The 12,200-nt window shown below is 69.3% G+C and carries 10 protein-coding genes; 7 read left to right on the forward strand and 3 right to left on the reverse strand.

Translation table 11 applies throughout. The features are described 5' to 3' along the window. Window position 1 precedes the first annotated feature (1 nt). A complete protein-coding gene (gene mutM, locus KCH87_RS22940; protein ID WP_210588082.1) occupies window positions 2-862 on the forward strand; it encodes a bifunctional DNA-formamidopyrimidine glycosylase/DNA-(apurinic or apyrimidinic site) lyase in 861 nt (286 codons plus the stop codon). Here the strand turns inward: mutM and KCH87_RS22945 are convergent. Further along, window positions 835-1,236 (reverse strand): helix-turn-helix domain-containing protein, encoded by a 402-nt coding sequence (locus KCH87_RS22945; protein WP_210588083.1) that lies wholly within the window; start codon window positions 1,234-1,236, stop codon window positions 835-837. The two genes, mutM and KCH87_RS22945, sit on opposite strands and share 28 nt — an antisense overlap. A 107-nt stretch (window positions 1,237-1,343) precedes the next feature. Here KCH87_RS22945 and KCH87_RS22950 point away from each other — a divergent pair, with 107 nt between their 5' ends. Further along, window positions 1,344-1,934, forward strand: a complete 591-nt coding sequence (locus KCH87_RS22950) for a flavodoxin family protein (RefSeq protein ID WP_210588084.1) — start codon at window positions 1,344-1,346, stop codon at window positions 1,932-1,934. 70 nt (window positions 1,935-2,004) lie between these two features. Here the strand turns inward: KCH87_RS22950 and KCH87_RS22955 are convergent, their stop codons facing one another. Further along, window positions 2,005-3,102 carry a CAP domain-containing protein gene (locus KCH87_RS22955; protein ID WP_210588085.1) on the reverse strand — a complete coding sequence of 366 codons (1,098 nt, stop codon included), beginning with the start codon at window positions 3,100-3,102 and terminating at the stop codon, window positions 2,005-2,007. Between the two features lie 160 nt (window positions 3,103-3,262). On the opposite strand from KCH87_RS22955, the gene KCH87_RS22960 reads away from it, so the two are divergent. From KCH87_RS22960 to KCH87_RS22975, 4 genes are all read left to right on the forward strand, one after another. After that, complete coding sequence (locus KCH87_RS22960) at window positions 3,263-3,544, forward strand: acylphosphatase (protein WP_210588086.1); 282 nt, start codon at window positions 3,263-3,265, stop codon at window positions 3,542-3,544. Window positions 3,545-3,925: 381 nt separating this feature from the next. Further along, window positions 3,926-4,129: a hypothetical protein gene (locus KCH87_RS22965; RefSeq protein ID WP_210588087.1), complete on the forward strand. Its 204-nt coding sequence runs from the start codon at window positions 3,926-3,928 to the stop codon at window positions 4,127-4,129. Between the two features lie 218 nt (window positions 4,130-4,347). After that, window positions 4,348-7,971 (forward strand): chromosome segregation protein SMC, encoded by a 3,624-nt coding sequence (gene smc, locus KCH87_RS22970; protein WP_210588088.1) that lies wholly within the window; start codon window positions 4,348-4,350, stop codon window positions 7,969-7,971. A gap of 248 nt (window positions 7,972-8,219) precedes the next feature. After that, a complete protein-coding gene (locus KCH87_RS22975; RefSeq protein WP_210588089.1) occupies window positions 8,220-9,641 on the forward strand; it encodes a sugar porter family MFS transporter in 1,422 nt (473 codons plus the stop codon). Window positions 9,642-9,732: 91 nt separating this feature from the next. Here the strand turns inward: KCH87_RS22975 and KCH87_RS22980 are convergent, their stop codons facing one another. Further along, the gene (locus KCH87_RS22980) at window positions 9,733-10,713 is read right to left on the reverse strand and encodes an LLM class flavin-dependent oxidoreductase (RefSeq protein ID WP_210588090.1); all 981 of its coding nucleotides are present in this window, start codon (window positions 10,711-10,713) and stop codon (window positions 9,733-9,735) included. A 277-nt stretch (window positions 10,714-10,990) separates the two neighbouring features. On the opposite strand from KCH87_RS22980, the gene ftsY reads away from it, so the two are divergent. Then, window positions 10,991-12,184 carry a signal recognition particle-docking protein FtsY gene (gene ftsY / locus KCH87_RS22985; RefSeq protein ID WP_210588091.1) on the forward strand — a complete coding sequence of 398 codons (1,194 nt, stop codon included), beginning with the start codon at window positions 10,991-10,993 and terminating at the stop codon, window positions 12,182-12,184. The last annotated feature ends 16 nt before the right edge of the window (window positions 12,185-12,200 follow it).

The raw sequence follows: 12,200 nt of genomic DNA on the forward strand, positions 1-12,200 counted from the left end.
CATGCCCGAGTTGCCCGAGGTCGAGGTCGTACGGCGGGGCCTGGAACGGTGGGTCGCCCACCGGACCGTCGCCGACGCCGAGGTCCTCCACCCGCGCGCGGTACGCCGCCACCTCGCCGGCGCTGACGACTTCGCGCACCGCCTCAAGGGTCATCGCATCGGCACCCCCAGCCGCCGCGGCAAGTACCTCTGGCTGCCCCTGGAGGACACCGACCAGTCGGTCCTCGCCCACCTCGGCATGAGTGGCCAGCTCCTCGTCCAGCCGCACATCGCACCTGACGAGAAGCACCTCAGAATCCGGGTGAGATTCGCCGACGACCTCTCCACGGAACTGCGCTTCGTCGACCAACGCACCTTCGGCGGCCTGTCGTTGCACGACAACACCCCCGACGGCCTGCCCGACGTCATCGCGCACATCGCCCGCGACCCGCTCGACCCGCTCTTCGACGACGAGGCCTTCCACCAGGCGCTGCGCCGAAAGCGCACGACCATCAAACGGGCCCTGCTCGACCAGTCGTTGATCAGCGGCGTCGGCAACATCTATGCGGACGAGGCCCTTTGGCGCGCCCGCGTCCACTACGAACGTCCGACGGCCGGCTTCACCCGCCCCCGCACCGCCGAACTCCTCGGCCACGTAAGGGATGTGATGAACGAGGCGCTCGCCGTCGGCGGCACCAGCTTCGACAGCCTCTACGTCAACGTCAACGGGGAGTCGGGCTACTTCGACCGCTCGCTCGACGCGTACGGCCGCGAGGGACTGCCGTGCAAGAGGTGCGGTACGCCGATGCGCCGCCGCGCCTGGATGAACAGGTCCAGCTACTTCTGCCCGCAGTGTCAGCGGGCGCCGCGCGTCTCGTCGTAACGAGCCCGTGCGGTGAGCACGTCGTCCATGCGGCCCTCGACGAAGTGGATGAGGGCCAGCAGGCGTTCGGCGACCTCGCGGCCCAGCGGGGTCAGTTCGTAGTCCACGCGGGGCGGGTTCGTCGGCTGGGCCTCGCGGTGCACCAGGCCGTCGCGTTCCAGTGCGTGCAGAGTCTGGGACAGCATCTTCTCGCTCACGCCGTCGACGCGGCGACGCAGCTCGTTGAAGCGCAGGGAACTCTCGTGCAGGGCGCCCAGCGTGAGTGTGCCCCAGCGGCCGGTGGCGTGCTCCAGGGTGTCGCGCGAGGGGCAGGCTCTGTCGAACACGTTGTACGGGAGGTCCTGCGCCTCCGTGCGCCCTTGAATGGTGTCCATCCCTCAAGCGTACTTGAGCGCAGCGCTAACCCGTAGATTGCACTAACTGAAAGTTAGTGCTTTCCTTTGGTTATCGCCAGCGAGCTGCCTACCCCTGGAGTACGTACATGACCAGCCCTGTTGTCTCCATCGCCTACCACTCCGGCTACGGCCACACCGCCGTCCTCGCCGAGGCCGTCCGCTCAGGTGCCGCCACGGCCGGCGCCGAGGTCCACCTGATCAAGGTGGACGAGATCATCGAGGAGCAGTGGGCGACTCTCGACGGCTCGGACGCCATCGTGTTCGGTTCGCCGACCTACATGGGCACCGCGTCCGGCGCCTTCCACGCATTCGCCGAGGCCACCTCGCAGCGCTGGGCCGAGCAGGCCTGGACGGACAAGCTGGCCGCCGGCTTCACCAACTCCGGCTCCAAGAGCGGTGACAAGGTGCACACCCTGCAGTTCTTCCAGGTCCTGGCCGCCCAGCTCGGCATGCACTGGATCAACCTCGGCCTGCTTCCCGGCTGGAGCACCAGCGGCGGCTCCGAGAACGACATCAACCGCCTCGGCTTCTTCACCGGCGCCGCCGCCCAGACCAATACCGACCAGGGTCCGGAGGCCGTCCACAAGGCCGACGTGGAGACGGCCGAGCACCTGGGGCGCCGGGTGGCCGAGACCGCGAAGGTTTTCGCGCGGGGGCGCGCCGCGGTCGCCGCTTAGGCGCTGACGCACGAAAGGCTCCCGACACCGGTCACTGTGACCGGACGGGAGCCCCTCGTCGTATGTGCTGCTAGTAACCGAAGTCCTGCGTCCACCAAGGTCCACCGGACCCGATGTGGACGCCCACGCCCAGCGTCTTGAAGTCGCAGTTCAGGATGTTGGCCTTGTGGCCGGGGCTGTTCATCCAGGCCTCCATGACCGCCGCCGCGTCGGCCTGGCCGCGGGCTATGTTCTCGCCGCCGAGGTCGGTTATCCCGGCTGCCTCGGCCCGGTCCCACGGAGTGGCCCCGCTGGGGTCGGTGTGGTCGAAGAAGCCCTGCTCGGCCATGGCGTCGCTGAACTCCCGGGCCAGCTCGGCCAGCGCGCTGTTGGCGGCCACCGGGCTACAGCCGATCTTCGCCCGCTCCTGGTTGACGAGCGTGAGCACCTCGGCCTCGGCCTTGGCCTCCGCGGAGACCGTCACCGGGGCGCTGGTCTCCTTCGGCGGCGCCTTCGTGGCCTTACGCGTCGGCGTCGGCGTGGCCTTCGGCTTCTTCGAAGGCGTCGTCTCCGGCTTCTTCGACGGAGTCTTGGTCGGTGCAGCGGAGGACGCCGAGACGGACGGCGTCGGCGAGGCCGAACGCTCGGAGTCACGGCTCGTCGACTCGTCGGTGTCGCGGCTCTCGGCGGCGCCGGACGTGCCGCCCTGCTCCGTGGCGGAGTTGGTCGGTGTGTCCACGGCCTGCACGCTGTCGCCGCCGTCACTGCCGCCGCCGAGCTTGTAGTTGTCGACGCCGGGCACCACACCCGCGGCGACCGCGACCGTGCCGATGGCGACCGCGGCGGAGACACCGAGCAGTCCGGTGCGCACCGGATGCACTGCCTTCTTCTTGCGGTGCCCACTTGCCCGCCGTGCGCCCTCGTCGGATGCCGCGTCCGGGAAGACGACGCGGTAGTCCTCGTCCGAGGCGAAGAGGTAGCGCTCGCTGCGCGCGGTGGTCTCGGCGTAGTCCTGCGTGTTCAGGTAGGGCGCCGTGCCTATCGTCCGACGGTCTCCGGCATACGTGTCGTATCCGTCGTACGAGTCCTGCGGGCCGTGGCTCCCCGTGTGGGAACCGTACGTTTCTGTGACCCCCGTGGCGCGGCCCGTGGCGGCGCGGCCGGCGGCTGAGCGTCGGTGGCGTCCCATGTCCTTGCCTTCCTCGTCCTATGCGGTCGACTCGCCCGAGCGGTCAACGCAACTCACTCGATCGAGTGAGTTTCATATGAGATTCATTGGGGCTGGACGGTACCGCATGGCGCTCGGTGAGGAAGTGTCTCGAGAGACATTGGCCGGTTAGGTTGCACCCATGAGCGAGGATGTGCGGCTGGTCGCCTGGGTGCGTGGACGCGTCCAAGGTGTGGGTTTTCGCTGGTTCACGCGGGCCAAGGCCCTCGAACTCGGCGGCCTGAGTGGTTTTGCTCTCAATTTGGAGGACGGACGGGTCCAGGTGGTCGCGGAGGGCCCGCGCGGGGCGTGCCAGGGGCTGCTCGACTGGCTTCAGGGCGCCGACACGCCCGGGAGCGTGGACGGTGTCACCGAGATCTGGGACACACCTCGCGGCGGCTACGACGGCTTCGCCATCCGCTGAGCGATTTCTGTAAAGCGCCCCAGGCGGAAGCGGAGGGACATGCCACCGGCAGCTGCCGCGAGCAGAAAGGGCCTGGTGGTTGCCAAGAACCGTGCGTCGTGGCAGGCTCCGCACCTAAGGATGATCGTCGCGCCCTGAGAGGCCCGCAGGAGCAGCAGCGCCGCCGTTTCCCGGCCGCGCGCCCCCGGGATGCCCACCAATACAGGGCGTGATCGTGTTGACCGTCAAACTTTTTGGTGAGACGCTGAAAGCCCCGCGCACCTTAGCTGTTTGGCATGGATGAACGGCAACACAAACTCAACAGTGCCAAGCACCGCGGGTGCGATTCCCTCACGACCCACACCGCTTCGGTCGGTCACTCAGTGTGGAGGACCATCCATCATGGCAAAGGCGCTTCTCGGTTACGTCGGCGGCTCCGACCCTCGACTCCTCGCCGAGATGCGACGGCTCCAGCAGCGCGTCCAGGACCTGGAATCCGAGCTCGGACGGATCCAGGCGGAGAACGACGAGCTGACGGCTGCCGCTTCTCACGACAGGATCATGGAGAGCATCGACGCACACCAGGCGGAGCCTGCGCTCACCTGATCACTGCATCACACAACGACAGCAGTGGTTGGGCTGCCCGGATCAGCCGCTAAGTTGTCAGAGTTTGCAAGGGACGCTTCGGCGTCCCTTCTTTCTTGCCCCCGCGCATCCTTTCACTCTCTTTAACGTCTGGTGTGCCCTGCACGTTCATGGGTGAAACCGCGGGGTACCCCAGGGTTCAACGTGTGAGATACCGGCGGGAGGTAGAGTCCAGCGGCGTGCACCTCAAGGCCCTGACCCTCCGTGGGTTCAAGTCGTTCGCCTCGGCGACCACGCTCCGGTTCGAGCCGGGGATCACGTGTGTCGTCGGACCGAACGGCTCGGGCAAGTCCAATGTCGTGGACGCGCTCAGCTGGGTCATGGGTGAGCAGGGCGCAAAGTCGCTGCGCGGCGGCAAGATGGAGGACGTCATCTTCGCCGGCACCACCGGCCGTCCGCCGCTGGGCCGGGCCGAGGTGTCCCTGACCATCGACAACTCGGACGGGGCGCTGCCCATCGAGTACGCCGAGGTCACCATCACGCGGATCATGTTCCGCAACGGCGGCAGCGAGTACCAGCTCAACGGCGACACCTGCCGCCTCCTCGACATCCAGGAGCTCCTCTCCGACTCCGGCATCGGCCGCGAGATGCACGTCATCGTCGGCCAGGGCCAGTTGGACTCCGTCCTGCACGCCGACCCCATGGGCCGCCGCGCCTTCATCGAAGAGGCGGCCGGCGTCCTCAAGCACCGCAAGCGCAAGGAGAAGGCGCTCCGGAAGCTGGACGCGATGCAGGCCAACCTCGCGCGCGTGCAGGACCTGACGGACGAACTCAGAAGGCAGCTCAAGCCCCTGGGCCGGCAGGCCGCCGTCGCGCGCAGGGCCGCCGTCATCCAGGCCGACCTGCGGGACGCCCGCCTCCGTCTCCTCGCCGACGATCTCGTACGACTCCGCGAGGCGCTCAATGCCGAGGTCGCCGACGAGGCCGCGCTGAAGGAACGTAAGGAAACCGCCGAGCTGGAGCTGAAGAAGGCGCTCCAGCGGGAGGCCCTCCTGGAGGATGAGGTACGGCAGCTCACGCCGCGCCTCCAGCGCGCCCAGCAGACCTGGTACGAGCTCTCCCAGCTCGCCGAGCGCGTCCGCGGCACGATCTCGCTGGCCGACGCGCGCGTGAAGAGCGCCACCTCGACGCCCCCGGAGGAGCGGCGCGGCCGCGACCCCGAGGACATGGAGCGGGAGGCCGCCCGTATCCGGGAACAGGAGGCCGAGCTCGAAGCGGCCCTGGAGGCGGCCGAGCGAGCGCTGGACGACACGGTCGCGCACCGCAGCGAACTGGAGCGCGAACTGGCGATGGAGGAACGGCGCCTGAAGGACGTCGCCCGCTCCATCGCCGACCGCCGTGAAGGACTCGCCCGGCTGAACGGCCAGGTCAACGCCGCCCGCTCACGCGCCGCCTCCGCCCAGGCCGAGATCGACCGGCTGGCCTCGGCCCGGGACGAGGCCCAGGAGCGGGCCGTCACCGCCCAGGAGGAGTACGAGACCCTCAAGGCCGAGGTCGACGGCCTCGACGCGGACGACGCCGAACTCGCCGGACAGCACGACGCGGCCAAGACAGCGCTCGCCGAGGCGGAAGCCGCCCTGACGGCAGCCCGCGAGGCGGCCACGGCGGTGGAACGCAAACGCGCCGCCACCCAGGCCCGCCATGAGGCCCTGGCGATGGGTCTGCGGCGCAAGGACGGAACCGGCGCACTGCTGAGCGCGAAGGACCGGCTCACGGGCCTGCTGGGTCCGGCGGCGGAGCTGCTTACGGTGACGCCGGGCCACGAGGTCGCGCTGGCGGCTGCGTTCGGGGCGGCAGCCGACGCGATCGCGGTGACGTCCCCGTCGGCGGCAGCGGACGCGATCCGCCTGCTGCGCAAACAGGACGGCGGACGGGCGGCCCTGCTGCTCGCGGGTGACCCGGACGCGCCCGGTGGGGCAGCGCCCCAAAGGGGCGCGGGGAACTGCGCGACCAGCCACGACGTACCTGCAGACGAGCGACGGCCTGTCCCGGCACCCCCTGCGGAGCACTTCGCTGCCGACCTGGTCCGTGGCCCCGCCGAGCTGATGTCCGCCGTGCGTCGGCTGCTCCGGGGGGTCGTCGTCGTGGAGACCCTCGAGCAGGCCGAGGACCTCGTGTACGCGCGGCCCGAGTTGACCGCCGTAACCGCCGAAGGCGACCTCCTGGGCGCGCACTTCGCGCACGGCGGCTCCGCCGGGGCCCCCAGCCTGCTCGAAGTACAGGCCTCCGTGGACGAGGCCGCCGCCGAGCTGGAAGAGCTGGCCGTACGGTGCGAGGAACTCACCGAGGCACAGCACGCGGCGACCGCGCGGCGCAAGGAGTGCGCCGCGCTCGTCGAAGAGGTGGGGGAGCGGCGCAGGTCCGCAGACCGGGAGAAGTCGGCCGTAGCGCAGCAGCTCGGGCGGCTGGCCGGGCAGGCGCGCGGCGCTGCCGGAGAGGCCGAGCGGTCCACCGCGGCGACGGCGCGGGCGCAGGAAGCGCTCGACAAGGCCGTGGAGGAAGCCGAGGTGCTGGCCGAGCGGCTCGTCGTCGCCGAGGAGATGCCGGTCGAGGAGGAACCCGACACCTCCGTACGGGATCGGCTCGCCGCCGACGGCGCCAACGCACGGCAGACGGAGATGGAGGCCCGCCTTCAGGTCCGTACGCACGAAGAGCGGGTCAAAGGACTGGTCGGACGTGCCGACTCCCTCGACCGCGCCGCCCGAGCGGAGCGCGAGGCACGCGCGCGTGCCGAGCAGCGGCAGGCGCGCCTCAGGCACGAGGCCTCCGTCGCGGAAGCCGTCGCCTCCGGTGCGCGGCAGCTGCTCGCCCACGTCGAGGTCTCCCTCACCCGCGCCGACCAGGAACGCACCGCCGCCGAGGCCGCCAAGGCGCGGCGCGAGCAGGAGCTGACCGTCGCCCGGGGCGCGGGGCGCGATCTCAAGGCCGAGCTCGACAAGCTGACGGACTCCGTGCACCGCGGTGAGGTGCTCGGCGCCGAGAAGCGGATGCGGATCGAGCAGCTGGAGACCAAGGCGCTGGAGGAACTGGGCGTCGAGCCGGCCGGGCTCGTCGACGAGTTCGGCCCGCATCAGCTGGTCCCGCCCTCGCTCCCGGCGGAGGGAGAGGTGCTGCCGGAGGATCCCGAGCATCCCCGCAACCAGCCCAAGCCATTCCTCCGGGCCGAGCAGGAGAAGCGGCTGAAGGCGGCCGAACGGGCCTATCAGCAGCTCGGAAAGGTGAACCCGCTCGCGCTCGAGGAGTTCGCGGCTCTGGAGGAGCGGCACAAGTTCCTCAGCGAGCAGTTGGAGGACCTGAAGAAGACCCGCGCCGATCTGCTCCAGGTCGTCAAGGAGGTCGACGAGCGGGTGGAGCAGGTCTTCACCGAGGCCTTCAGGGACACGGCCGTTCAGTTCGAAGGGGTCTTCAGCCGGCTCTTCCCGGGCGGCGAGGGACGGCTGATCCTGACCGACCCCGACAACATGCTCACCACGGGCGTCGATGTCGAGGCGCGTCCCCCGGGCAAGAAGGTCAAGCGGCTCAGCCTGCTCTCCGGTGGCGAACGCTCGCTGACCGCCGTCGCGATGCTGGTGTCGATCTTCAAGGCGCGGCCCAGCCCGTTCTATGTGATGGACGAGGTCGAGGCGGCCCTCGACGACACCAACCTTCAGCGGCTGATCCGCATCATGCAGGAGCTTCAGGAGGCTTCGCAGCTGATCGTGATCACTCACCAGAAGCGGACGATGGAGGTCGCCGACGCGCTGTACGGCGTCTCCATGCAGGGCGACGGTGTGTCGAAGGTCATCTCCCAGCGACTCCGCTGAAGGCTCCCCGCGGGCTGCGCCAAATGCGTGCCACCTGCACCGGTTCTGACCAGTGCTTTGGGATCATCCCTTCAAGTCTTGAACGCATACCTCTCACGTAGAGGGTGCATTTTCTTAACAACGTCATATTGACTTCGAAACTTGAAGGCATAGCCTGAGCAACGTTGTTTTTACCTTCAGGTACCTTCTGGTGGACCTCGAAGGGCTGACCCCAACCGGCAGCGTTGCCGGTGGCCCGAGGAGTACACGTGACCAGCACAGCGCAGGCACCCCAGTCAGGAGCCGGTACGGCTCATCCCGAACATCTCGGGCGCGTCATCTTCATCGCGGCGGCGGCCGCGATGGGCGGATTCCTCTTCGGTTACGACAGCTCCGTGATCAACGGCGCCGTCGAGGCCATCCGCGACCGCTACGACATCGGCTCCGCGGCGCTGGCGCAGGTCATCGCCATCGCCCTGATCGGCTGTGCCATCGGTGCCGCCACCGCAGGCCGGATCGCCGACCGTATCGGCCGCATCCGGTGCATGCAGATCTCCGCCGTGCTGTTCACGATCAGCGCCGTCGGCTCGGCGCTGCCCTTCGCGCTGTACGACCTCGCCTTCTGGCGCGTCGTCGGCGGCTTCGCCATCGGCATGGCCTCCGTGATCGGCCCGGCCTACATCGCCGAGGTCGCTCCGGCCGCGTACCGCGGGCGGCTCGGCTCCTTCCAGCAGGCCGCGATCGTCATCGGCATCGCCGTCTCGCAGCTGGTCAACTGGGGTCTCCTCAACGCCGCCGACGGCGACCAGCGCGGCCAGATCCTGGGCCTGGAAGCCTGGCAGGTCATGCTCGGCGTCATGGTGATCCCGGCCGTCATCTACGGCCTGCTGTCCTTCGTGATCCCCGAGTCGCCGCGCTTCCTGGTCTCCGTCGGCAAGCACGAGCGGGCCCGCGAGGTCCTCGCCGAGGTCGAGGGCAAGGACATCGACTTCGGTGCCCGGATCGCCGAGATCGAGCACGGCATGAACAGCGAGCACAAGTCGACGTTCAAGGACCTGCTCGGCGGTGGCGGCTTCTTCTTCAAGCCGATCGTCTGGGTCGGCATCGGCCTGTCGGTCTTCCAGCAGTTCGTCGGCATCAACGTCGCGTTCTACTACTCCTCGACCCTGTGGCAGTCGGTCGGCGTCGACCCGACGGACTCGTTCTTCTACTCCTTCACGACGTCGATCATCAACATCATCGGCACCGTGATCGCGATGCTCCTCGTGGACCGTGTCGGCCGTAAGCCGCTGGCCCTCATCGGCTCCATCGGCATGGTGATCGGTCTCGCGCTGGAGGCCTGGGCGTTCTCCTTCAACCTCGTCGACGGCAAGCTGCCGGCCACGCAGGGCTGGATCGCCCTGATCGCCGCCCACATCTTCGTCCTCTTCTTCGCGCTGTCCTGGGGTGTCGTCGTCTGGGTCTTCCTCGGCGAGATGTTCCCGAACAAGATCCGCGCCGCCGCCCTGGGCGTGGCCGCCTCCGCACAGTGGATCGCCAACTGGGCCATCACCGCGAGCTTCCCGTCGCTGGCCGACTGGAACCTCTCCGTGACCTACGTGATCTACACCGTCTTCGCGGCGCTCTCCATCCCGTTCGTCCTCAAGTACGTGAAGGAGACGAAGGGCAAGGCGCTGGAGGAGATGGGCTGAGCCTCGTAAGAGGCCCCCGATGAACTCGGGGAGAAGAGCCAAGTCCCCGCTGCTCCTCTCCCCGTACTCGTAAGAGACGTACTGCCCCGGCTCAGCCTTCGAGGTCACCCAGCCGGGGCAGTACGTTTTCGCAGAACAGCCGCAGACTGCGCCACCCCTCGTCGACCGGCATCCCGCCCGACAGCGGATGCAGGACGTAGTTGTCGAGCCCCTGCGCCACGCACTCGTCCGGCGTGAGAATCCGGTAGACGCCCTCGGCGCGCAGCTCGTCCACGGTCGTGGCCGCCGACTTCACCGCGGACCGGATGGAGCCGGACTGCCAGGAGGCGTACGTCCGGGCCTCGTGCAGGAAGTGACGGCCGTGCTCCGCCCACGTCCGCTCCGGGTCCTCGGCGATGTGCAGCAGCGGCTGCTCGGCCGCGGGCATCATGGTCCAGCCCTCGGTGCCGTACTCGACGAGCCGTTCCTTGTAGTACGCCTCCAGCTCCGGCAGATGCGCGCTGGGGAAGAAGGGCAGGCCGAGCCGGGCGGCCCGGCGGGCGGCGGCCTGTGAGGAGCCGCCGACCAGGAGGAGGGGGTGCGGGTCCGTGTACGGGCGCGGGGTGACCCGTACGGTACGGCCGCGGTACGCGAACTCCTCGCCGGTCCAGGCCTTGAGGACCGTCTCCAGGAGTTCGTCCTGGAGCCGCCCCCGCCGCTTCCACTCCACGTCGAACAGGGCGTACTCCTCGGGCCGGTAACCGATTCCGGCGACCGTCACCAGCCGCCCGCCGCTCAGCAGATCCAGTACGGCGATGTCCTCGGCGAGCCGCAGCGGGTCGTGCAGCGGGCCGATGATCGCCGAGACCGTCACCGCGATGCGCTTGGTCGCGCCGAAGACCGCGCCCGCGAAGACGAACGGCGACGGCAGCCAGTTGTTCGCGGCGCCGTGGTGCTCCTCGGTCTGCACGGTGGTGATCCCGCGGTCGTCGGCGTACGCCGCCATCTCCAGCGCCGCCCGGTAGCGGGCGCTGAGCGAGGCGGGGGTCGCGCCGGGCTCGACGAGGTTGAAACGTACGACCGTGACGGGCATGGGAAGTCCCCCTTCGCCGGTGGCTGCGAAGGCGGACGGTAGCTGACGGGGCGTCAGACAGCCAGAGGTACGGGCTCCCCGGCGGGCCCTGTTTCCACCACCACGGGCTTCGGCGCCATCGGGAGTACGACGATCCCGGCGCCGTCCACCGTGTTGCGTACGATCGCCGACGTGGGCGCCGAACGGATACGTCGACCACTCTCGAAGCGGCTTATGCCCCTTGGAGGAAAGCACAAGCTGGGTCCGGCCGAGGCTCATGGCTGATACTGGACGGGTTATGGAAATCGTCATCCTTGTTGTAGTCATCGCCGTGGTGGTGCTCGGCGCGCTCGGCGGGCTGGTCGTCGGCAGCCGGCGCAAGAAGCCGCTGCCCCCGCCGCCGCCCGCCGCCCCCGACATCACCGCCCCTCCGGCCGAGCCGCACGTCGGCGACGAGGCCGAAACACCGCGCGACGAACCGCGCCGGACCATAGAGGAGGTGGACCTCCCGGACGGCTCGGCCCCGGCCACCGTCGAAGAGCTCCCGCCGGCCGAGATCGAGGTCCCGGAGCCGACCGCGGGGCGCCTCGTGCGTCTCCGCGCCCGTCTCTCCCGCTCCCAGAGCGCCCTCGGCCAGGGGCTGCTCACGCTGCTGTCGCGCGAGCACCTCGACGACGACACCTGGGAGGAGATCGAGGACACCCTGCTCACCGCCGACGTCGGTGTGCAGCCCACCCAGGAGCTGGTCGAGGGGCTGCGTGAGCGCGTGAAGGTGCTCGGCACCCGCACGCCCGATGAGCTGCGCAGCCTGCTGCGCGAGGAGCTGCTCAAGCTGGTCGGCACCGACATGGACCGCACCGTGAAGACCGAGCCGGAGGACCGCAAGCCCGGCATCGTGATGGTCGTCGGCGTCAACGGCACCGGCAAGACCACCACCACGGGCAAGCTCGCCCGTGTCCTCGTCGCCGACGGCAACAGCGTGGTCCTCGGTGCCGCCGACACCTTCCGCGCCGCCGCCGCCGACCAGCTACAGACCTGGGGTGAGCGGGTCGGTGCGTACACCGTGCGCGGGCCCGAGGGCGGCGACCCCGCCTCCGTCGCCTTCGACGCGGTCAAGGAGGGCAAGGAGATGGGCTCCGACGTCGTCCTCATCGACACCGCCGGGCGCCTGCACACCAAGACCGGCCTCATGGACGAGCTCGGCAAGGTCAAGCGCGTCGTCGAGAAGCACGCTCCGCTGGACGAGGTGCTGCTCGTGCTGGACGCGACCACCGGGCAGAACGGGCTCGTGCAGGCCCGGGTCTTCGCCGAGGTCGTCGACATCACCGGCATCGTCCTGACCAAGCTGGACGGCACGGCGAAGGGCGGCATCGTCGTCGCGGTCCAGCGCGAGCTGGGCGTGCCCGTCAAGCTGGTCGGCCTCGGCGAGGGTGCGGACGATCTGGCGCCGTTCGAGCCGGAGGCATTCGTGGATGCGCTTATCGGAGAGTGACTCACACGCCGACTAC

The organism is Streptomyces sp. GESEQ-35, from assembly GCF_017948485.1.
Taxonomy (GTDB): Bacteria; Actinomycetota; Actinomycetes; order Streptomycetales; family Streptomycetaceae; genus Streptomyces.

Bases quoted from the DNA above. Each gene is read 5' to 3' on its own strand.
- mutM (WP_210588082.1), top strand. From the start codon at position 2: ATGCCCGAGTTGCCCGAGGTCGAGGTCGTACGGCGGGGCCTGGAACGG.
- KCH87_RS22945 (WP_210588083.1), bottom strand. From the start codon at position 1,236: ATGGACACCATTCAAGGGCGCACGGAGGCGCAGGACCTCCCGTACAAC.
- KCH87_RS22950 (WP_210588084.1), top strand. From the start codon at position 1,344: ATGACCAGCCCTGTTGTCTCCATCGCCTACCACTCCGGCTACGGCCAC.
- KCH87_RS22955 (WP_210588085.1), bottom strand. From the start codon at position 3,102: ATGGGACGCCACCGACGCTCAGCCGCCGGCCGCGCCGCCACGGGCCGC.
- KCH87_RS22960 (WP_210588086.1), top strand. From the start codon at position 3,263: ATGAGCGAGGATGTGCGGCTGGTCGCCTGGGTGCGTGGACGCGTCCAA.
- KCH87_RS22965 (WP_210588087.1), top strand. From the start codon at position 3,926: ATGGCAAAGGCGCTTCTCGGTTACGTCGGCGGCTCCGACCCTCGACTC.
- KCH87_RS22980 (WP_210588090.1), bottom strand. From the start codon at position 10,713: ATGCCCGTCACGGTCGTACGTTTCAACCTCGTCGAGCCCGGCGCGACC.
- ftsY (WP_210588091.1), top strand. From the start codon at position 10,991: ATGGAAATCGTCATCCTTGTTGTAGTCATCGCCGTGGTGGTGCTCGGC.